The 19,499-nt window shown below is 66.7% G+C and carries 19 protein-coding genes and 1 pseudogene; 11 read left to right on the forward strand and 9 right to left on the reverse strand.

Annotation, left to right across the window (positions count from 1 at the left end):
* The first annotated feature begins 1 nt into the window (after window position 1).
* A complete protein-coding gene (locus ACW6W5_RS16790; RefSeq protein WP_458233666.1) occupies window positions 2–1,144 on the forward strand; it encodes an MFS transporter in 1,143 nt (380 codons plus the stop codon).
* 10 nt (window positions 1,145–1,154) lie between these two features.
* On the opposite strand, the gene ACW6W5_RS16795 is transcribed toward ACW6W5_RS16790, so the two are convergent.
* Both ACW6W5_RS16795 and xth read right to left on the reverse strand, forming a co-directional pair.
* Window positions 1,155–1,952 (reverse strand): AraC family transcriptional regulator, encoded by a 798-nt coding sequence (locus tag ACW6W5_RS16795; protein ID WP_152154324.1) that lies wholly within the window; start codon window positions 1,950–1,952, stop codon window positions 1,155–1,157.
* Between the two features lie 80 nt (window positions 1,953–2,032).
* Window positions 2,033–2,833 (reverse strand): annotated as a pseudogene (xth, locus tag ACW6W5_RS16800) (exodeoxyribonuclease III); the annotation flags it as partial.
* A 181-nt stretch (window positions 2,834–3,014) separates the two neighbouring features.
* On the opposite strand from xth, the gene ACW6W5_RS16805 reads away from it, so the two are divergent.
* The 4 genes from ACW6W5_RS16805 to ACW6W5_RS16820 all read left to right on the forward strand — a co-directional run bounded on the left by ACW6W5_RS16805 (window position 3,015) and on the right by ACW6W5_RS16820 (window position 5,900).
* Window positions 3,015–3,635 (forward strand): DNA-3-methyladenine glycosylase, encoded by a 621-nt coding sequence (locus tag ACW6W5_RS16805; protein WP_152154322.1) that lies wholly within the window; start codon window positions 3,015–3,017, stop codon window positions 3,633–3,635.
* The gene (locus ACW6W5_RS16810; RefSeq protein ID WP_121036884.1) at window positions 3,632–4,210 is read left to right on the forward strand and encodes a M23 family metallopeptidase; all 579 of its coding nucleotides are present in this window, start codon (window positions 3,632–3,634) and stop codon (window positions 4,208–4,210) included. The genes ACW6W5_RS16805 and ACW6W5_RS16810 overlap by 4 nt, the downstream gene beginning before the upstream one ends.
* Window positions 4,211–4,299: 89 nt before the next feature.
* A complete protein-coding gene (locus tag ACW6W5_RS16815) occupies window positions 4,300–4,797 on the forward strand; it encodes a YciE/YciF ferroxidase family protein (RefSeq protein ID WP_121036885.1) in 498 nt (165 codons plus the stop codon).
* 23 nt (window positions 4,798–4,820) lie between these two features.
* A complete protein-coding gene (locus ACW6W5_RS16820) occupies window positions 4,821–5,900 on the forward strand; it encodes a catalase family protein (protein ID WP_152154320.1) in 1,080 nt (359 codons plus the stop codon).
* Between the two features lie 32 nt (window positions 5,901–5,932).
* Here the strand turns inward: ACW6W5_RS16820 and ACW6W5_RS16825 are convergent, their stop codons facing one another.
* The 6 genes from ACW6W5_RS16825 to ACW6W5_RS16850 form a co-directional block, all read right to left on the reverse strand.
* On the reverse strand, window positions 5,933–6,556 hold the full coding sequence (locus tag ACW6W5_RS16825) for a hypothetical protein (protein ID WP_121036887.1): 624 nt from the start codon (window positions 6,554–6,556) through the stop codon (window positions 5,933–5,935).
* A 3-nt stretch (window positions 6,557–6,559) separates the two neighbouring features.
* Complete coding sequence (locus ACW6W5_RS16830; RefSeq protein ID WP_121036888.1) at window positions 6,560–6,901, reverse strand: type II toxin-antitoxin system prevent-host-death family antitoxin; 342 nt, start codon at window positions 6,899–6,901, stop codon at window positions 6,560–6,562.
* A gap of 92 nt (window positions 6,902–6,993) precedes the next feature.
* Window positions 6,994–9,336: a GH92 family glycosyl hydrolase gene (locus tag ACW6W5_RS16835; RefSeq protein WP_152154318.1), complete on the reverse strand. Its 2,343-nt coding sequence runs from the start codon at window positions 9,334–9,336 to the stop codon at window positions 6,994–6,996.
* Between the two features lie 106 nt (window positions 9,337–9,442).
* Entirely contained in the window at window positions 9,443–10,930 is a 1,488-nt protein-coding gene (gene proP / locus ACW6W5_RS16840; protein ID WP_152154316.1) for a glycine betaine/L-proline transporter ProP, read from the reverse strand.
* Window positions 10,931–11,210: 280 nt separating this feature from the next.
* Complete coding sequence (locus ACW6W5_RS16845; protein ID WP_152154314.1) at window positions 11,211–11,540, reverse strand: thioredoxin family protein; 330 nt, start codon at window positions 11,538–11,540, stop codon at window positions 11,211–11,213.
* 9 nt (window positions 11,541–11,549) lie between these two features.
* Window positions 11,550–11,963, reverse strand: a complete 414-nt coding sequence (locus tag ACW6W5_RS16850; RefSeq protein WP_152154312.1) for a host attachment family protein — start codon at window positions 11,961–11,963, stop codon at window positions 11,550–11,552.
* Window positions 11,964–12,339: 376 nt separating this feature from the next.
* On the opposite strand from ACW6W5_RS16850, the gene ACW6W5_RS16855 reads away from it, so the two are divergent.
* The 6 genes from ACW6W5_RS16855 to ACW6W5_RS16880 all read left to right on the forward strand — a co-directional run bounded on the left by ACW6W5_RS16855 (window position 12,340) and on the right by ACW6W5_RS16880 (window position 19,136).
* The gene (locus ACW6W5_RS16855; protein ID WP_226956714.1) at window positions 12,340–13,464 is read left to right on the forward strand and encodes an MFS transporter; all 1,125 of its coding nucleotides are present in this window, start codon (window positions 12,340–12,342) and stop codon (window positions 13,462–13,464) included.
* A 76-nt stretch (window positions 13,465–13,540) separates the two neighbouring features.
* Window positions 13,541–14,725: a hypothetical protein gene (locus ACW6W5_RS16860; RefSeq protein WP_152154308.1), complete on the forward strand. Its 1,185-nt coding sequence runs from the start codon at window positions 13,541–13,543 to the stop codon at window positions 14,723–14,725.
* Between the two features lie 78 nt (window positions 14,726–14,803).
* Window positions 14,804–15,481: a DUF3348 domain-containing protein gene (locus ACW6W5_RS16865; RefSeq protein ID WP_121036895.1), complete on the forward strand. Its 678-nt coding sequence runs from the start codon at window positions 14,804–14,806 to the stop codon at window positions 15,479–15,481.
* A 10-nt stretch (window positions 15,482–15,491) separates the two neighbouring features.
* A complete protein-coding gene (locus tag ACW6W5_RS16870; RefSeq protein ID WP_152154306.1) occupies window positions 15,492–17,897 on the forward strand; it encodes a DUF802 domain-containing protein in 2,406 nt (801 codons plus the stop codon).
* Window positions 17,894–18,541 carry an OmpA family protein gene (locus ACW6W5_RS16875; protein ID WP_121036897.1) on the forward strand — a complete coding sequence of 216 codons (648 nt, stop codon included), beginning with the start codon at window positions 17,894–17,896 and terminating at the stop codon, window positions 18,539–18,541. Before ACW6W5_RS16870 ends, ACW6W5_RS16875 begins: the two co-directional genes overlap by 4 nt.
* Window positions 18,531–19,136 (forward strand): DUF2894 domain-containing protein, encoded by a 606-nt coding sequence (locus ACW6W5_RS16880; RefSeq protein WP_121036898.1) that lies wholly within the window; start codon window positions 18,531–18,533, stop codon window positions 19,134–19,136. Before ACW6W5_RS16875 ends, ACW6W5_RS16880 begins: the two co-directional genes overlap by 11 nt.
* 39 nt (window positions 19,137–19,175) lie before the next feature.
* Here the strand turns inward: ACW6W5_RS16880 and ACW6W5_RS16885 are convergent, their stop codons facing one another.
* Complete coding sequence (locus ACW6W5_RS16885; protein WP_226956713.1) at window positions 19,176–19,343, reverse strand: helix-turn-helix domain-containing transcriptional regulator; 168 nt, start codon at window positions 19,341–19,343, stop codon at window positions 19,176–19,178.
* Window positions 19,344–19,499 lie beyond the last annotated feature (156 nt).

A 19,499-nucleotide genomic window follows, 5' to 3' on the forward strand; every position in this document is an offset into this window, starting at 1 on the left:
CATCGTCGGTGCCGCAGCGTTCGCGCACCTGCTCAATGACATGATCCAGGCGGTGCTGCCGGCGGTGTACCCGATGTTCAAGAGCGAGTTCTCGCTCACCTTTGGCCAGATCGGCATCATCGGCCTGGTGTACCAGGTCACGGCCTCGCTGCTGCAGCCGTGGGTGGGCATGTACACCGACAAGCGGCCGCTGCCGTATCTGCTGCCCTCGGGGATGATCGCCACGTTCGTCGGCATCGCGCTGATGGCGATGGCCACGAGTTACGAAATGCTGCTCATCGCCGCGGCCATCGTTGGCATCGGGTCGGCCACCTTCCATCCGGAAGCCTCGCGCGTAGCGCGGATGGCCTCGGGCGGTCGCTTCGGTACCGCGCAATCCACGTTCCAGGTCGGTGGCAATACCGGCTCGGCGATCGGGCCGCTGCTCGCCGCCGTCATCGTGATTCCGCATGGGCAGCGTGCGATCGCCTGGTTCATGCTGGCGGCCGCATTGGCCATCACCGTGCTGTTCCGCCTCACCGGTTGGACCGTGCAGCATGGTCAGGCCAAGATGAAGAGCCTGGCCAAGAGCCATGGCGTCGGGCTGAGCCGTGGCAAGGTGATCCAGGCCATCGCGGTGATCGCAGTGCTGATGTTCGCCAAGTTCGTGTACATCGCCTCGTTCACCAACTACTTCACCTTCTACCTGATCGAACGCTTCGGCCTGAGCGTGCAGCAGAGCCAGATGTACCTCTTCATCTTCCTGGCTTCGGTCGCGCTGGGCACCTTCATTGGCGGCCCGGTCGGGGACCGGATCGGTCGCAAGGCGGTGATCTGGATTTCCTTCCTGGGCGTGGCGCCGTTCGCGCTCGCCCTGCCCTACGCCAACCTCATGGGCACCGCCGTGCTGGCAGTGGCCATCGGGCTGATCATGTCCTCGGCATTCGCTGCGCTGGTGGTGTATGCGCAGGAAGCGGTGCCGGGCCGCGTGGGCATGGTGTCGGGCCTGATGTTCGGCCTGATGTTCGGCATCGGCGGTATTGGTGCAGCCGGGCTGGGCAACCTGGCCGACGTGCATGGCATCGTATGGGTCTACCACTTCACCTCGTACCTGCCACTGCTCGGGCTGGCGACGGCGTTCCTGCCGAAGACGACGATGCACTGAGGCGTTTGCCTCAGTGGAAGAACTGACTCGGCAGCTGGCCGAAGCGCTTTTTGAACATCGCGGTGAAGGCGCTCGGACTGGCATAGCCCAGCGCGAGCGCCACGTCGATCACCTTTTCGCCGTGCGCCAACTGTTCCAGTGCACGCAGCAGGCGCGCCTGTTGCCGCCATTGCCCGAAGGTCATGCCCAGCTCGCGTGCGCACAGGCGCTGGATGGTTTTGACATCCACGCCGAGGCGGCCGGCCCAGTCCTGCAGGGTGGACGGATCGTCGGGCATGGATTCCAGCTGCCGGCCGATCGCCTGCAAACGTGGATCGGCGGGCTGCGGCAGGTGCAACGGCAGTACCGGCAGCATCTGCAGCTCATCCAGAATCAACTGCATCAGCCGCCCGTCGCGCGAATCCGGCCGGTACGCTGGCGGCACCTCCATCGCGGCATGGATCAACGCCGCCAGCAACGGCGTCACCGATACGGTGGACGCGCTGGCCGGCGGGTGGGCGATCGCCTGCGGCAGGATGTACAGGCTGCGCATGCCGACCGCGCCGATGCAGCTGACCTTGTGGCCCATGCCGGCCGGGATCCAGATCGCGCGCGTGCTGGGCACTACCCAGCGCCCTGCCCCGGCCTGAACCACCAGCACGCCGGTTTCGGCGTAGACCAGTTGATGGCGGTCCGGATGGTGATGCAGCGCGATGATCGTGCCGGCAGGATACTCGCGCGCCCGGCAGAACACGGGCGTTTCCGGGCCGGCCGGCAGGCGTTTACCTTCGCCGACGCTTGGGGCGATGTCCCTTTTCCGATATGGCATGGCAATACCCTCGCAAACGACCTGCCGGAGGACTGTAGCGTGTCCAGCGTGTTTTCGATATCGGGCCGGTGCGGCTATCGGGGCTTGGGTGGCGCCACGATTTCGATCCAGGTCGGTGCATGGTCGCTGGGCTTTTCCAGCGCCCGCACCCAGCGGTCCACGCCCGCGTCCTTGAGGCGAGGCGCAAGCACCGGATTGAGCAGCAGATGATCGATGCGCAGCCCGCGGTCGCGGGCGAAGTGTTGGCGGAAGTAATCCCAGAACGTGAAGATCTGCGTGTCACCGTGCACCGCACGCAGGCTGTCGGTCCAGCCCTGCCCGAGCAGCGCCTGATACGCATCGCGCACCTCGGGCTGCAGCAGCGCGTCTTTGCGCCACGATTTGGGGTCGTAGATATCCGCATCCGTGGGCACGACGTTGAAGTCGCCAATCAACGCGACCGGGTGCGGCAGCGCGACCAGGCTGTTCGCGTGCCGATGCAGGCGTTGCATCCACGTCAGCTTGTAGTCGAACTTGGGCCCCGGCTGCGGATTGCCGTTGGGCAGGTACAGGCCGCCCACGATCACACCATGCGCAGCCGCTTCCAAATAGCGGCTCTGGTCGTCTTTCGGATCGCCAGGCAGGCCACGCCGGCTCTCGATCGGGTCCTGGCCGCGCGCCAGCAGCGCGACGCCATTCCATGAGCGCTGTCCCTGCCAGATGCACCCGTAGCCTGCATCGCGGATGGCGGCCTCCGGGAAGGCCTCCTGGGTCGCCTTGAGTTCCTGCAGGGCAACGATATCCGGTTGTTCGCGCGCCAGCCACGCGAGCAGATGCGGCAGCCGGGTCAGCACGCCGTTGACGTTGAAGGTCGCGATTTTCAGGCGCTTTCTGGCAGGCATGGTACGTGCTGCATGGCGGCGGAGACAGGCCTCGAGGATTGCCCTGCGCCAATCAACCTGCCGCGAATGCCAGGCGAGCATGGCGTGACGATGCCGGCGCCTTGATCGTGCATTGACCCTCGCCGCGTCACAGTAAGCGCTGGTTCCAGGCTGACAAGGTGCAACCATTGCGCGGAAGGTCATGAAGACGTGGAAGGTTCTACCGCGGCGCTTCTACCAGCGCCACCCGGCCGAGGTGGCGCCCGAGCTGCTGAACAAGCTGCTGGTGCGCGATGACGGTCGCGCGGGGCGCATCGTGGAAGTGGAAGCGTACGCAGGGGACCAGGACCCGGCGGCGCATTCGTATCGCGGCATGACCGCGCGCACCGCCACGATGTTCGGTGAAGCGGGTCATCTGTACGTATATTTCAGCTATGGCATGCACTGGGGCTCGAACGCGGTGTGTGGCGAGATCGGCCAAGGCTGGGGCGTGCTGCTGCGGGCGCTGGAGCCGGTGGCGGGACTGGCGTTGATCCAGGAGGCGCGGCCGGCGATCAAGCGCGCGCGCGATCTGGCCAGTGGCCCGGGCCGGCTGTCGCAGGCGATGGGCATCACCAACGCCCTGGACGGCGCGGATCTGGTGCGCAATGACCGTGGCATCCGGGTCGTGTCCGATGGGATGGCGCCACCGCAGGCCCCGGTGGTCGGGCCGCGGATCGGCATCAGCAAGGCGATCGAGTTTCCGTGGCGCTGGCATGTACCGGCGCATCTGCATGTGTCGGGACGCACGGCGGCGAAGAAGAGGGGCGGGACCACATCGTGAGTGCCTCACCGTCCGCCACCTCCCCCGCCCGCCGCGTACGACGCTGGCTCGTACGGGTGTTCGTGCTTGTCGTCTGCATCGTGGTGGCCGGGGTGGTGTGGAACAGCCCCATCGCCGAATCGCCCCGGGCGCTGTGGCGCCTCTCGCAGATGCCCGCCCCCACTGCCCTGCCTGTGCCGGTGGCCGGCGTTGCCGCACGCCAGGTGGCCGATACGTTCGGTGCACCTCGCGGGCGCGACCGTACGCATGCCGGCGTGGATATCTTCGCCAAGCGGGGCACCGAGGTGCGCAGCGCCACCCCGGGGATCGTTGCCGATATCCGCGAGAGCGGCCTGGGCGGGCGTCAGGTCTGGGTAATGGGGCCGGCGCGCGAGCGCTATTACTACGCCCATCTGGATGACTGGCGCGAAGACCTGGCGCGTGGCGACATCATCGCGCAGGGCGACGTGCTGGGCTACGTCGGTGACACCGGCAATGCCAAGGGCACGCCGCCGCATCTGCACTGGGGCATCTATGGAGCCGACGGCGCCTACGATCCGCTGCCTTTGCTGAAAGCGTGGCCAGACGCGCCCTGAGCGCGTGCAGAGCCCCTTCACAACAAAGTGCACCGGACTAACACCCACGCGCCTAGCGTCGGACGCTCAAACCCACCGGCAGCACCTCCATGGCGATCAAGACCGCAGAAGACCTGTTCATCCACGAACTTTCGGATATCTACAGTGCAGAAAAGCAGCTGACCAAGGCGCTGCCCAGGATGGCGCGCGCCGCCTCCAACCCGGACCTGGCCGCCGCCTTCACCCTGCACCTGGACGAAACGCAGGGGCAGATCGAGCGCATCGATCAGGTCGTCGAACTGCTGGGCATCCGGCTCAAGCGGATCAAGTGCGCTGCGATGGAAGGCCTTGTCGAGGAAGGCAAGGAGGCCATCGACAGCATCGAAGAAGGCCCGGTGCGTGATGCCGCACTGATCGGCGGTGCGCAGAAGGTCGAGCATTACGAAATCGCCTCGTACGGCACCATCGCCGCATTGGCCAAGCAATTGGGCTACAAGGCGGCGGTGCCACTGCTGCTGGAAACGCTCAAGGAAGAGAAAGACACCGACGAGAAGCTGACCCTGCTGGCCTTGGCCGGCGGCGGCAATGCCAAGGCCGCTGCGGCCTGATCGCCACCACAAAGGAGCCTTGCATGTCGCTGCGCCCACCCGTTCTCTACCACGCCTCGCTCGAACACGCCGACGCGGACGAAGCCGCGCACATCCGCGAGCTGACCGAGGTATTCGCGCGCATGGCGTTGACCGTGGCCGAGCAGGAAGGCCATGCGCATCGTGCGGTCCATGCCAAGGGCCAGGGGTTGTTGAAGGGGCGGCTGCGCGTGCTGGATGGATTGCCGGCGGAGCTGCGCCACGGCCTGTTCGCGCGGCCGGGAAGCTACGACGCACGGGTGCGCCTTTCCTCCCCGCCGGCCGAGCAGCTCCCCGATGCCGTGTCCACTCCACGCGCGATGGCGCTGAAGGTGATCGGCGTGGAAGGCCCACGTGCCGAAGGTGCCGAAGAACAGCACACGCAGGATTTCCTGATGGTCAACGGCCCGGCCTTCAACACACCCGGCGTGGCCGGCTTCCTGCGCGCGGCCAAACTGCTGGCCGCCACCACCGAGCGGATGCCCCGCACCAAACGCATGATCTCGGCGACGTTGCGCAGTGCGGAGGCGGCGCTTGAAGCGCTCGGCGGGCAAAGCGCCACGTTGAAGGGCATGGGCGGCGAGCCGCAGCATCACCCGCTGGGGGAGACTTTCTTCACCCAGGTGCCCTTCCTCTACGGCCCGTACATGGCCAAATTCTCATTGGCCCCTGTCTCACCTGCCCTGCTCGCACTGACCGGTGACAAGATCGGCTCGGACGAGGATGCACAGCGCGAGGCGGTGGTGGCCTTCTTTACCGACCTCCCCAATCCGGTGGAGTGGGAGCTGCGGGTGCAGCTGTGCCGGGACGTGGAGCGCATGCCGATCGAGGATGCATCGGTCGCCTGGCCCGAGGCCGACAGCCCGTTTCTCCCGGTGGCGCGCCTGAGCGTGGCGCAGCAGCAGGCGTGGCAACCCGACACCTCGCCCGGCATCGAGGATGCACTGGCGTTCGCGCCGTGGCACGCGCTGGCCGAGCATCGTCCACTCGGCGGTTTGAATCGCGCGCGCCGCGTGGTGATGGCCGCCTCGCGTCAGTTCCGCTCGCGGTTCAATGGGTGTCCGATCCACGAGCCGGTGGGCTGAGGCCAGCTTCGGGCGCAGGCGCGAGGTGCGCCTCAGCGGATGTCGTGCAGTTCCATGGCGCGCATCACGATCGGCTTGGCCCAGTCCGGGGTCTGCAGCAGCTCGATCGCCGAGGCCGGATAGTGCAGCCCGTTGCGGTCCAACTGCAGCACGGGCAGCGGTTCGGCGCCATCGGCATCGGCCGGGGCACTGTTGTCGTAGACGTGCAGCTCAGCCAGGTGCGGCAGCAGGGCCAGCAGGTTCTCGCGCGATGAATCGTAGCGGGCGCGGATCTTGTCGGCGGGAATATCATGCCCGCCGCGGCTGACCCGTGCGGCCACGCGTTCGATGTGCAGCGCCACGCTCTGCAGGCCGCAGAACCAGATCGCCACATCGTGGCGGTCGCAGGCCTCGCGTAGCAGGCGCGGGATGGTATTGCCGCCCAGCGTGGTTTCGAACGCGAAGTCGGTGCCTTCGTCGATCGCCTGCCGCAGCCGGCGCGCGCCTTCGTTCCACGCCGCGGCATTGGCCTCGCCCAGCGACCAGCCCGTCTCCACCAGGCGGCGGGTGAACGTATCCGGGTTGAACCAGGTCAGGCCTTCTTCTTCCAGCCACATGCCCAGCAGCGAACTCTTGCCGGCGCCATTGACGCCGGCCAGCACCAGAATGCGTCCCATCGGTCAGAGCGGACTGCCGAGGGCAACCTTGCGGCCGCGGCGGATCGGCTGCCCCAGTACCTTGCCCAACCCGCCATCGCGGCCAAGGCTGGCCAGCGTGGTATCGAAGGCGTCGCGCAGACGTTCCAGCTCGCCCAGGCGCTCGTCGGCATCGCCGCCGGCGGCCTTGGCCAGCAGTTCCTGGTAGGTCTTGATGTCCACGATCACCGCTTCGGGGTGATTGTGGTTGGTGATCACCAGTGCCTGCTTCTCGCGGACGGTGCGCATCAGGCTGGGCCAGCCGCGGGTTTTCACCGACGAGGCCGTGGCCTTCTCAAGGCCGGGCAGATCCAGTGGCAGGGTCATGGCACGCTCCAGGACGGGATGTGCCCACTATACCCCTTCTGGCCAAATTGGACATAAATCCCATTTTGGCCAGAGGGGGGGGCGGCTGCCGGTCAGTGGGACATCGAGTACGGCTGCTCGGCGCCCTGCCCCGGCCAGGCCTTGTTGGGCTCGGCCTGCAGGGTGAAGCGCAGCTCCCCGCCGGCCAGGATCTCGTCGTGGCGCAGGAAGGTGCGCTGCAGCGGCTGGCCATTGAGGGTCACCGAACCGACATAGTCGTGGCCCTTGCCCAGCCCGTCGGTGACGATGGTGAAGGTCCTGCCGTTGGGCAGGTGCAGCGCCGCCCTGGGCAGGAACGGACGGCCGATGATGTACTCGCCGCTGCCCGGCGCCACCGGGTAGAAGCCCAGCGCGGTGAACACGTACCAGGCTGACATCTGGCCCAGGTCGTCATTGCCGGCCAGGCCATCGGGACGGTCGGCGTACTGGGTGTCCATGATCTGCTTCAGCCGGGCCTGGGTGCGCCACGGCTGGCCGGCATGGGCATACAGGTAGGCCACGTGGTGGCTGGGCTCGTTGCCGTGCGCGTACCAGCCGATCAGGCCGGTGATGTCTTCCATGTGCTCGAAGATGGACGGGTCGACCTTGGCCTCGAACACCTGGTCCAGACGGGCCAGCAGCGCGTCGCTGCCACCGTGCGCGGCGGCCAGGCCGGCCACGTCGTGCGGCACATACCAGGAGTACTGCCAGGCGTTGCCTTCGGTGTAATCCGTGCCGTAGCCGCTGGCGCTCGGATCGAACGGCGTGCGGAAGCTGCCATCGCGCTTGCGCGCCCGCATGAAACCGGTGTCCTTGTCATAGGCATTGCGCCAGTTCGTGGCGCGCTTCTCGAACTCGCTGGCGACCTGGGTGTTGCCCATCGCCTTGGCCATGCGCGCGATGGTCCAGTCGTCGAACGCATATTCCAGTGTCTTGCTGGCGGCCTCGCCTTCTTCATCGATCGGCACCCAGCCCAGCTCGCGGTACTGCGCGATGCCGTCGTACGGGCCGTAATTCGCGGTGGCCACCATCGCCGCCAACGCCTTGCTCTCATCGAACCCGCGGATGCCTTTGAGGTAGGCATCGGCGATCACCGGCACGGCGTGGTAGCCGATCATGCACCAGGTTTCCTGACCGTGGAACGCCCAGACCGGCAGCATCCCGTAGGCGCTGTTGTGCTGGTGCGCGAGCAGTGAATTGATGAAATCGCTGTTGCGCTTCTCCGGCTGCACCAGGGTCAGCAGCGGATGCAGGGCGCGGTAGGTGTCCCACAGCGAGAACGTCGAGTAGTTGGTATAGCCCTCGGCGCGGTGCACGGCGTTGTCCGAGCCGCGGTACTGACCATCGCTGTCCATGAACACGGTCGGCCCGAGCAGGCTGTGGTACAGCGCGGTGTAGGCGCTGCGGCGGTCGTGCTCGGGGGCGTCGATATTCAGCACCGACAGCGCCTGCGTCCACTGCGCTTTCGCCTCGGCACGGACGCGATCGAAATCGAAGCCGGGCACTTCGCTCTCCAGGTTGGCGATCGCCCCGGCCTCGCTGACCGACGAGATCGCCACCGTCACCACCAGCGGTGTGTCCAGCGTGCCGAAATCGAACGTGCCCACCAGCTGGCGGCCTTCGATCTGCGCACGCTGGGCCGGGCTCTGATGCCCCGGTGGCGGGAAGCCCTTGTAGGCGATGTCGGTTTCGGTGTTGTGGAAGGCGTGACCGGTCAGCGGCCGCGAGAAGCGCATCGCGAAATACAGCTGCCGGCCCGGTGCCCAGCCGCGGGTCTCGCGGAAGCCGGTGATGGTGCCGTCCTCACGGGCGCGCAGGCGTGACCACATGATCTTGCCGGGGTAATCGTAGAGGCTGGTGCGCAGGTCCAGCAGCACGCGTGCCGGCTGGTTGGCCGGATAGGTGTAGCGGTGCACGCCCACGCGGGTGCTGGTGGTCAGCTCCGCGCGCACCTTGGGGTCATCCAGGGTGACGGCGTAGTAGCCCGGCTCGGCGCGCTCGTCATCGTGGCGGAAGCGCGAGGTATAGCCGCTGCCGGGTTTGTCCGGATCGCCCCGCTCCAGGCTGGCGTCGGTACGCACCGGCATCAGCAGCACATCGCCCAGATCGGAATGGCCGCTGCCGGAGAAGTGCGTATGCGAGAAGCCGACGATGCTGGTGTCGTCATGCCGGTAGCCCGCCGCCCATCCATACGCCTTCTCGCGTGGCTGGATGCGGGTGTCCGGACTGAGCTGCACCATCCCGAACGGAACGGTCGCGCCGGGATAGGTGTGACCCTCGCCGGCCGTGCCGATGAACGGATCGACCGCCGCATAGGCGCGTTCGCCGAGCGTCGCCGGTGCCGCCGTGGCCGTGCCGGCCACCAACATCGCGCCTACCGCGAGCCCCAACCACCGTACCGTCCCCGTTTTTGTCATGGCGTTGAATTTAGATCGATTCAGGTGAGGTTGATCCTAGCACTGGCCGACCGGGCTGACATGTTGCGGTGCGGGTGTTGCCGGCGCCGGGCCGAGCGGACGGCGCCTACGCGGGACGCGCATCCTCCGGCACCGCAGCCACCGGCAGCGTCGGCTGGGTCGCATCCACCGTGACCGGCTCGTCGCTGTGCATCAGCGCACGGGCTTCGGCCTCGCTGGCTACCGCTGGCGGCGAACCACGCAGCGGCATCCCGGCCGTCTCACGCACGAACAGCATGGTGATCACGCCGATCACCGCCGCGCCCATCAGGTAGTACGCCGGCACCAGCGGATCGCCGGTACGCTCCACCAGCCAGGCGGTGACCAACGGTGTGGTGCCACCGAACAGCGAGACCGAGACATTGAAGGCGATCGACAGCGCGCTGTAGCGCACCGGCGTGTAGAACAGCGCCGGCAGCGTGGACGGCATCGAGCTGGTGAAGCACACCAGGGCCACGCCGAGCAGCATCAGCCCGAGGAAGATCAGCCAGTCATTGCCACTGCCAACCAGCTTCAGGCACGGGATCGCCAGCAGGAACAGCGCGATGCAGGCACCAATGATCATCGGGCGGCGGCCCAGGCGATCGCTGAACAACCCGCCCAGCACATTGAGCGGCATCATCACCAGCATCACGATGATGATCAGCAGCAGGCCTTTGCTTTCGGCATAGCCCATCGTGACGCTGAGGTAGCTGGGCATGTACGTCAGCAGCATGTAATCGGTGACGTTGAACACCAGCACCAGGCCGACACAGATCAGCAACTGTGCCCAATGCACGCGGAACAACGCGCCCAGGCCGGGGCGTTCGTGGTCGCGCTTCTCGGCCTCTTCGGCATACGCGCGGAAGGCCGGGGTTTCTTCCAGCTTCATGCGCATGTACAGGCCGAGCAGACCCAGCGGGCCGGCGACGAGGAACGGAATGCGCCAGCCCCAGTCCAGCATCTGGGTGCTGGTCAGGGCCATGTGCAGCGCGGTGACCGTGCCGGCACCGGCGATGTAGCCGCCCAGCGTGCCGAACTCCAGCCAGCTGCCCATCAGGCCGCGGTTGCGGTCGGTCGAATACTCGGCGATGAAGGTTGCCGCGCCGCCGTACTCACCGCCGGTGGAGAACCCCTGCACGATGCGGGCAAGCAGCAGCAGTGCCGGCGCCCAGATGCCGATACGGTCGTACGAGGGAATCAGGCCGATGCTGAAGGTGCCGGCGGCCATCAGGATCATGGTGGCCGCGAGCACCTTCTGCCGTCCGTACTTGTCGCCCAGCGGCCCGAAAACCAACCCGCCCAGCGGGCGCACCAGGAAGGCGACGGTGAAGGTGGCAAACGTGGCGATCAGCTGTGCGGTCGGGCTGCTGTCGGGGAAGAACACGTGGCCGAGGGTGACGGCGAGGTAGCCGTAGACACCGAAATCGAACCACTCCATCGCATTGCCGAGCGCGGCGGCGCCAACGGCCTTCTTCAACATGGGGCGATCAACGACGGTGACTTCGTCGACATGCATCTGGCGGCGGCGTTTGAACCAGCCGAAATGAGCGTGTGCGGCAGGCAGGTCCTGCATCTGCGTTCTCCTGGAAGCAGGCCATCGCGGCGCCCGAGGTCCCGCGCACGGCACAGGAAATACCGCCTCTGATGACACAGCGCGACGCGCGAAGAGGGGTTGCAACAGACGATCCCGGACGGCCGCGTGGACTCAGCGACGCTGCGGGATGGATGACCAGGAAGCGGGCAATGGCCCGGGGGTGATCAAGCGGACCATATTACTACACTTGGCGCACTCGATCCCCTGCATGCGTGTCTGGGGCGCATGGAACAGCGTGTTTCAAGCTGTTTCCCTGGCGCTACTGGCCGCGTTCCAGCGCGTCGATCAGCGGCGCCAGATCCTCGCGCTCATGCGGCCGCACCGCCCGCGCGATTTCCTGGCCATCGCGAAACAGGATCACGGTCGGCCACAGCTTCACGGCAAAGGAGCGGCCCAATGGCCGCCCCTTCCCATCCTCGACCTTCAGGTGCGTCGCATCGTAGCCGCCAAGGAACTTCTGCAACAGGGGCTGGGCGGCACTGCAATGGCCGCACCAGCCGGTGCCGAATTCCAGCAGCACCCATCCGCTGCCCGCATCGATCTCGGCGCGGGTGATGTCCGATGGGCTGTACTCACGCACGAAGGCCATGGGCGGTCCTCAGGACAGTGCGCGCTGGATATCCTCCAGCGGCGCGTTGGTGAAGTCCTTGGCGAGATCCTTGATCAGGCGCTCCTGCGTTTCCTTGTGCAGCAGCGGGCGGATACGGCCCAGCGTCTGCGGATCGGCGATCAGGATCAGATGTGCGTAGCGGTTCTTCAACGCGTCTTCGTTCAACTGCGCCGCAACCTGCTTGGCAAACGTCGCCTCGTTGAGCTGGGAAATCGTCATTTCCTGCGGCACCGAGCCGGACGGGCCCTGCCCGGACGCGCCGGTTTCGCTGACGGCCTGCAGCTGCAGTTCCCCCTCCTGCTTGAGTTGCAGCTTATGCGCCGTGCCGACGTTGGTGAACACGCGGGCCGAGCCGCCATCGGCGACAACAACGAGGGTACCTTCGGGGATCTGCTGACTCATCATCTACTCCTTATGGGGAAAGCCGAGCGCGGTTGCACTCTGGGTCCACCGTAGGCAACCGAATGTGTGCGCAGTGCATAGGGATGTATGCATCCTGTATGCAGCCCCGCAGGCACGCATCGTTCGCCGCTGCAAGAACGCCGATGCAGGTCGATCCGCCAGCCGTGGCGGTGGTTTGGATTCCGTTTATTGACGCATTTGCCTCTACTGTTCGGATACCCGGCCTTTCTAAACTGCGCACACGCCTTTTGCCCCCCCGCGAAGCGCGTCGCGACAGACAGCACAACGCGCAAGCGAGCGCATCGACGGCGGACGCTGCATCGACAACCCTGCTTCAGGCACATGCGCCATGCAACCCAGATCGACGCCGTTCATCATGCTGGGCACGCTGCTCACCGCCGCGGGCTATGGCGCCACCTTCCTCATCTCGCTATGGTTCCGCGCGCACGGCGGAACCGATATCGAGGCTGGCAGCACCCTTGGCATGGCCTTGATCGGCACCCTGATCGGTGTTCCTGCGGTTGGCTGGAGCGCTGGCCGGATCGATGCGGCGCGTCTGGCGGCGCTGGGTGCGTTCACCCTCGCCTGCGGCTATGCCCTGCTGGCCAGTCTCCGCGGATTGGAACCGGCTCACCTGCCTGGGCTGGCTGCGCTGCTGATTGGCCTGGGCTGGGGAATGTTCTATCTAGGTGCGCCCCTCGCCTTGTCCGAGCGGCTGACCGATAGCGCCCGTGGCACTGCCTTCACCCGCTTCAGCGCGTTCCAGATGACGGGTATCTGCGGAAGCCCGATCCTGCTCGCGCTGGCAGTGACACACGGCGGGTTTCCGTTGAGTACTGCATTCATCGGCGTAGCCGTGGGCGGACTGGTGGCCTCACTGCTGCTGGCCGTATTCGGTCTGCGTGAACCGCGTTGCCCACGCGAGGGCGCGCTGCGACCGTGGGTGCGCAGCATCGCCACGCTCGGCAGAAGCGCGGCCATTCGTCCGATTGTGATGGCCGGATTCGGTGGCGCCGTCTTCTCCGGCATGATGGCCTTCCAGGGATCGCTGAGCGAAGGTACACGGGCGAGTGCCACCACCTTTTTTGCCGTTCACGCCGGCACCGCCGTGATAGCACGCTTGTTGCTGGCACGTCTTCTGCCCACATGGCCGCGGACCCCGCTGATCAGCTGTCTGTTGGGCTGCCTGATTGCAGGGCTGGTGTGCCTGCTCTGGGTGCCGGTGCATCCGGCGTTCCAGATTGCCGCCGCTGTCCTCACCGGCGCAGGTTACGGCCTGCTCTATCCGGTGATTCAGACCTGGGCGGTCAATGGATCGCGCCAGGAAGACCGCCACGCAGCACTGACCTGGTTTGTCGTCGCCTATTTCATCGGCATTTTCGGATTCCCACCCTTCGGCGGTTGGCTGCTGGTCACCGCCGGCAAGGCCGTGTTCATCTGGGCATTGGTTGCCTTGGCCACCCTTGAGCTGGCCGCAGCCGTGCTGAAGAGACGCACCTGACTACAAACTTCCGGCGCCCGCATTCGGCTCTGCACCCTGCCACCCTGTGAAACACAACGTGTGCACAGGAGCCGTAATGAACAGGATGTTGGTCGTGGGTGTGGTGTTGGCAATGCTATCGCTGCCGGCAAGGGGCGCTCCGCCTGAAGCGGCAACCCAGGTGATCGTGCTGGGCGTGGATCATGCCGCACAACTGGTGGCGCGCGAGGATCGGCCGGCGGTGCTGGCGGCGTTCCTGGATCGCGCTGCACCCGATGCGATCTGCATAGAGCGATCGCCGGAGGCATTTGCGCGTAACGATTTCTATGAGTTCACCTACGAAGTGCAGGACGTGGTGGTGCCGTTCGCCCGGGAGCGCAACATCGACGTGTGCCCCTTCGACTGGCATCCCTCGACGGAAGACGCGCAACTGGGCTTCGGCATGGACCTGGAGGCGATCCCTGAGATCCGGCCGATCCGGGGCTTCCAACAGTTCCTCACCTTTCCCGAACCGGCGCAATTGCACCAGACCCTTTTCCACGCCGACGATCCGCAGAACGTGGCGCGCTCCACGCAATGGAGCCTCACCCCAGCGACACGTACCGCGCAGGACCTGCCGCGTCGCCTGTTCCTGTATCGCACCTTTTTGCAGGCCAAGCGCATCGCGGCGGCCGCGCGGGCGCATCCAGGCGGCACCGTGGTCGTGGTGGTCGGTGAGTTCCACAAGCGCGACATCGATGCTGTGCTGGCCGATGAGCCCGGCATCGTGGTGGTGCAGCCGTCGAGCCTGGGTGCCCCGAGCGATGCGGATATCCAGCGGCAGGAACTGCCGGCGTACCGCTTCGCGGTCGCCAGCTTCAACCTGCTCGGCAGACAGGCACAGACCGGCAACCGCGACGATGCCTTCCTGCGCGAAACGGTGGACGCCCTCTCCGGCAGCAGCGCTACCGCTGAGCTGCAGTTGCTGGCGACGCGGCTGGACCTGCTGCAGGGCCGCATCAGTCGCGCCGAGGCGATCGGGCGTTACAAACAGATTGCGGCGGCCGCCGGCGAGGCACGATTCACCTGGACCGGGGTGAAGGATGTGCGCCGTCTGGATTCCTGGTTCGACCCCTTCGGTAATCTCAGCGTGCGCCAACGCGCCCGCCTGGAACTGGCGCGCGAATCGATCCTGGCCGGCCGGCCCGCTGAAGCGGACCGGCTCAGGACCGCACTGGGCCGTGAGCTCACCGCCCGCCAGCGCCGGCAACTGGACGGCTATTGGCCCCTGCTGGCGAAGTGAGGGCCCGCCGAGGCTGAACCCCGGGGCCGGGCGGCCACCGGTCATTACGGTGTAAAATTCATCGTTTTAACCGGAACAATGGCCAAAACCGCGCAACGGACGCCTGTCCCGGGCCCGGCCTTCATCCGGCTGCTGGCCCGCCTCGCTGAGAGCAACCTGTCTTCGACGGGCCCTGCCCTGTCAGACCGGCTCAGCGAGTGGGTGGACTGGACGCGGGCGGTGACGTTGTCCAAGGCGCTCGATGGCCGGCTGCCGGCCGCGGTCGAGGGGCCGGACTTCGATGCAGACGAGGACGCGGAATGCCAGCGGATCCGCGCGGCGCTGGAGGCGAGTATTGTTCAGGAACCTGAGCCCACCAAACCGCCTCGCCGGGTGGTTGACGCCGACGGTGCCGACGCCCCCATCGAATACACCGTGTACGGCGAGCGCTATCTCAGCCTGCAGCGCGCCATGCTCAGCGCCACCAGCCGTCTGCGGGGGCGCCTGCGCGACATGCTGACCCGCAGCTCGCCCGAGATGGCGCGCCTGGCCGAGGTGGATGCGCTGATGGAGCAGACCCTGAGTGCGCGGGAGTACAGCCTGCTGGCCAAGGTGCCGGTGCTGCTGAGGGTGCATTTCGAACGCCTGCGCGATAACGGCACCGATGATGCCTGGCTCGAGGTGTTCCGCCGCGACATGCAGAGCCTGCTGCTGGCCGAGCTGGATATCCGTTTTCAACCGATCGAAGGCCTGCTTGCAGCGCTTCGCACCCACTAACCGGGACGTCATGTTCAGAACCAGTCTTCACTACGTTGTTTTCCTGCTTGGCCTTGTTGCGGTGTGCTGGATCGGCGCGGGCTATGCCAGCACCAATCCGGTCGGTTTCGCGGTCGCCCTGCTGATCGCTATCTGCTACCTCGCCGGTGGCCTCGAGCTGTATCGCTACCGGCAGGCGACCGCCTCGCTCACGGCAGCCAGCACCAGTGCGGGCACCGCCAGCGCCGGGCTCGCCACCTGGCTGGGCCAGCTGCATCCCAGCCTGCGCAACGCGGTGCGCCTGCGCGTGGAAGGCGAGCGCGTTGCCCTGCCCGGCCCGGTCCTGACCCCGTACCTGGTCGGGCTGCTGGTGCTGCTGGGCATGCTCGGCACCCTGCTCGGCATGATGGCGACGCTGCGCGGCACCGGACTGGCGCTGGAAAGCGCGACCGACCTGCAGGCCATCCGCGGCTCGCTGGGTGCGCCGGTGGAGGGCCTTGCGGTCGCCTTCGGCACCTCGATCGCCGGTGTCGCCACCTCCGCGATGCTGGGCCTGCTCTCGGCCCTGTGCCGGCGTGAACGTCTGGAAGCGGTGCAGCGGCTGGACGTGGAGATCGCCACCACCCTGCACACGCATTCGCAATCCTGGCAGCGCAATGAAGCCTTCCGTTTGCTGCAGCAACAGGCCGAACTGATGCCGGCGCTGGTGGATCGGCTGCAGGCCATGACCACCGCGATCGAGCAGCAAAGCAGCGCCTCGGGTGACCGCCTGCTGGCTAACCAGCAGCGTTTCCATGCCAAGGCGGACGAGGAATATGCCCGCCTGACTGCGGCCATCGAACAATCGCTCAAGGCCAGCGTCGCCGAGAGCGCACGTGCGGTCGGTGCGGCCTTGCAGCCGGTGATGGACACCACGCTCGCCGGCATCGCGCGTGCCAACGCCACCATGCACGAAACGGTGACCGATGCGGTGCAGCGCCAGTTGGCCGGTTTGACTCAGGGTTTCGATGCCAGCCGTGCCGCCACCGCCGCGTCCTGGCAAGCCGCGCTGGACAGCCAGCAGCAAACCAATACCGCCCTGACCACCGACCTGCGCGCCGCGCTGGACGGGTTCACCGCGCAGCATGATCAACGCGCACTTGGCCTGCTCGATGCGGTCTCCGCGAAGCTGGTCAGCACCGCTGACGGTTGGCAGGCGGCACAGTCCGAACAGCAGCAGACCAATGAAGCCATGGCGACCGAGCTGCGCAGTGCACTGGCCCAGTTCGCCGAGCAGCATGGCGAGCGCTCCAGCGCGTTGCTTGAAGCCGTCTCGACCGAGCTCAACGCGACCGCGCAGCGCTGGCAGGAGGCTCAGGCTGCGCAGCAGCAGACCCATGCCGCGCTGACTGCCGATCTGCGCAGCGCACTGTCCAGCTTCACCGACACACATGACGCCCGGGCCACCGGCCTGATCGACGCGGTCGGCAGCCGCATGGAGGCCACCACCGCGCAGATCGCCGAGGCATGGCAGCACGCCCTCGCGCGCCAGGATGCCGCTGCGACCGCACTGAGCGAGCGCCACCAGCACGCGCTGGATGCCGCCGCCGCGACGCTGCAGGCGCAGGCGGTCTCGCTCGGCGAGGCGATGCAGCACTCACATACCCAGCTGCAGGACGCACTGGAAGCGCGCGATCAACAGCGCCTGAGCGTGTGGACCGATGCCTTCACCGGCATGAGCGCCAGCCTCGGCGAACGCTGGGAGCAGAGCGGCGCCAGCGTGGCCAGCCGTCAGCAGGAGATCTGCGACACCCTCGCCCGCACCGCCAACGACATCACCCAGCAGGCCCAGGCGCACGCCAGCGAGACGATCAGCGAAATCTCGCGGCTGGTGCAGGCCGCTTCGGAAGCGCCCAAGGCCGCGGCCGATGTCGTTGCCGAGCTGCGCAGCAAACTCTCCGACAGCCTGGTCCGCGACACCGCCACGCTGGAAGAACGCAGCCGTCTGCTGGCGACCGTGGAAACCCTGCTGGATGCGGTCAACCACGCCGCCAACGAGCAGCGCGTCGCCGTCGATGCACTGGTATCGACCTCGGCCGAACTGCTGGACCGGGTTGGCACCCGCTTCACCGATCACATCGAAGCTGAGACCGGCAAGCTGGGCAGCGTGGCCGCGCAGGTCACCGGCAGCGCGGTGGAAGTCGCGAGCCTGGCCGATGCGCTGGGCAGCGCCGTGCAGTCCTTCGGGACGGCCAGCGACGGCCTCAACGAGCGGTTGGCCCAGATCGCCGCCTCGCTGGACGGCTCGCTGGCACGCAGTGACGAGCAGCTCGCCTACTACGTTGCCCAGGCGCGTGAGGTGATCGACCTCAGCGTGCTCTCGCAGAAGCAGATCATCGATGAGCTGCATCAGCTGGCCGGCCGCCGCAGCAGCAAGGCCGGAGCCGCCTCGGCATGAGCGACGAGATCGAAGTCGAGGCCGACGGAGGTGCGCCGATCTGGGCCGCGTTCGGCGACCTGATGTCGGTGCTGCTCGGTGCGTTCGTGCTGATCCTGGTCGGCGTGGTCGCGCTGCAGCTGGAGCTGACCCATCGCCTGGATGAAGAGGTCAAGCAGCGCCAGGCCGAAGTGCAGCGCCGCCAGACGCTGGAGCAGGCCTTGGCCGGCCCGCTCGCGGCCGGGCGTGTGACGCTGGTGGATGGCCGCATCGGCATCCGCGGCAATGTGCTGTTCGCGTTGAACTCGGACCAGCTGCAGCCGGAAGGTGCCGACGTCCTCAAGAGTCTGGCCGGGCCGTTGAAAGGCTATCTGGCCTCGCGCGAGGAAATCCTCATGGTCAGCGGCTTCACCGACGACCAGCAGGTGCGCGACGGCAACTGGCGTTTCGCCGACAACTGGGAACTCTCCGCCGAGCGTGCACTGACCGTGACCCGTACCCTCATCGCCGAGGGCGTGCCGTCCGATGCGGTGTTTGCCGCGGCGTTTGGCTCGGAGCAGCCGGTGAGTTCCAACGCCGACGAAGACGGCCGCGCCAAGAACCGCCGCGTCGAAATCGCCCCGATCCCGAAACCCAAGGCGAGCAAGGCCGCGGATGCCCCGTAACCCTGTCGCAACCGCTGAGATTCTCGAGAACTGGCGGGCGGACAAGCTCGACCAGATCGACCGCACGCGCTTTGCCGTGATCGAGGCGTTGCATGCCCGCGCGCAGGCGCATGACGGCGAGGTGCAGGCGCTGTTGCAGGCCAGGCTGGATGCGTTGATGGCGAGCTATAGGGAGCGGATTGCCCAGGCATCGACAGCGGTGCGATCCGCGCCGGGCCCGTCAGCCGGACGCATCGGCCTGCAGGCGCTGGTCACGGAATTGACCGGGCAGCACAGTGCTGCGTATCCGGAATTGCCGGTGCTGGGCGAGGTCCGTGCGACGTGGGCCAGGCTTCGCAATGCCAGCCAGCTCAAGGAATCACTGGCCCAGATGCCCACCAATGGTGGGCCGTTGAACTCCGGTGTACTCGTTCATCGCGCGCTGACGCTGATGAAAGAGACCTCGCCCGGCTACCTGACGCATTTCATGGCGTACCTGGACGCGCTGTCGGGCATGGAACACCTGCATCAGTGGGGCGTGCTCGTGGCAACCCCGAAGGTGGTGCCGCGGGGGGCGAAGCCGCGGCGGCCGCGTGCGGGCAAGGCGCCTAGCTGATCGTCAGGGTCACGCGACAGACCCGCATCACGCGCCACTTTACTCATGCCTTGCGCGCGCGATCTCCCCAAGCGCCTTGGCGATGAACGCCGCATCGCCGTCACTTTCGATGATGCAAGCATCGAGATACGCCGCCATCTCGTCGGGTGTTCGCAGGTGCTCGGCCACATCAAATGTCTCCAAGCGCGTTTTCTTGTTCATTGCCATGGCATCTGTACTCCGAACCATTCGGGGCTATTGTCTTTTGTAGCCCACCGGCTCCAACTCGTCCAAGCGCCCTGGGCAGGGTCCGCGCGGGCGCTCGGTCAACACGCATTTTGAACGAGGCAGGCATTCAACGCTGCAAACATGAATACGCCGTTC

Source organism: Stenotrophomonas sp. IS26 (assembly GCF_054188265.1).

Excerpts from the sequence above, each read along its gene's own strand:
- ACW6W5_RS16820 (WP_152154320.1), top strand. The coding sequence starts at position 4,821 with ATGTCGCTGCGCCCACCCGTTCTCTACCACGCCTCGCTCGAACACGCC.
- ACW6W5_RS16815 (WP_121036885.1), top strand. The coding sequence starts at position 4,300 with ATGGCGATCAAGACCGCAGAAGACCTGTTCATCCACGAACTTTCGGAT.
- ACW6W5_RS16855 (WP_226956714.1), top strand. The coding sequence starts at position 12,340 with ATGCTGGGCACGCTGCTCACCGCCGCGGGCTATGGCGCCACCTTCCTC.
- ACW6W5_RS16795 (WP_152154324.1), bottom strand. The coding sequence starts at position 1,952 with ATGCCATATCGGAAAAGGGACATCGCCCCAAGCGTCGGCGAAGGTAAA.
- ACW6W5_RS16835 (WP_152154318.1), bottom strand. The coding sequence starts at position 9,336 with ATGACAAAAACGGGGACGGTACGGTGGTTGGGGCTCGCGGTAGGCGCG.
- ACW6W5_RS16825 (WP_121036887.1), bottom strand. The coding sequence starts at position 6,556 with ATGGGACGCATTCTGGTGCTGGCCGGCGTCAATGGCGCCGGCAAGAGT.
- ACW6W5_RS16805 (WP_152154322.1), top strand. The coding sequence starts at position 3,015 with ATGAAGACGTGGAAGGTTCTACCGCGGCGCTTCTACCAGCGCCACCCG.
- ACW6W5_RS16850 (WP_152154312.1), bottom strand. The coding sequence starts at position 11,963 with ATGAGTCAGCAGATCCCCGAAGGTACCCTCGTTGTTGTCGCCGATGGC.
- ACW6W5_RS16885 (WP_226956713.1), bottom strand. The coding sequence starts at position 19,343 with ATGGCAATGAACAAGAAAACGCGCTTGGAGACATTTGATGTGGCCGAG.
- ACW6W5_RS16875 (WP_121036897.1), top strand. The coding sequence starts at position 17,894 with ATGAGCGACGAGATCGAAGTCGAGGCCGACGGAGGTGCGCCGATCTGG.
- proP (WP_152154316.1), bottom strand. The coding sequence starts at position 10,930 with ATGCAGGACCTGCCTGCCGCACACGCTCATTTCGGCTGGTTCAAACGC.
- ACW6W5_RS16845 (WP_152154314.1), bottom strand. The coding sequence starts at position 11,540 with ATGGCCTTCGTGCGTGAGTACAGCCCATCGGACATCACCCGCGCCGAG.
- ACW6W5_RS16880 (WP_121036898.1), top strand. The coding sequence starts at position 18,531 with ATGCCCCGTAACCCTGTCGCAACCGCTGAGATTCTCGAGAACTGGCGG.
- ACW6W5_RS16830 (WP_121036888.1), bottom strand. The coding sequence starts at position 6,901 with ATGACCCTGCCACTGGATCTGCCCGGCCTTGAGAAGGCCACGGCCTCG.
- ACW6W5_RS16870 (WP_152154306.1), top strand. The coding sequence starts at position 15,492 with ATGTTCAGAACCAGTCTTCACTACGTTGTTTTCCTGCTTGGCCTTGTT.
- ACW6W5_RS16860 (WP_152154308.1), top strand. The coding sequence starts at position 13,541 with ATGAACAGGATGTTGGTCGTGGGTGTGGTGTTGGCAATGCTATCGCTG.
- ACW6W5_RS16865 (WP_121036895.1), top strand. The coding sequence starts at position 14,804 with ATGGCCAAAACCGCGCAACGGACGCCTGTCCCGGGCCCGGCCTTCATC.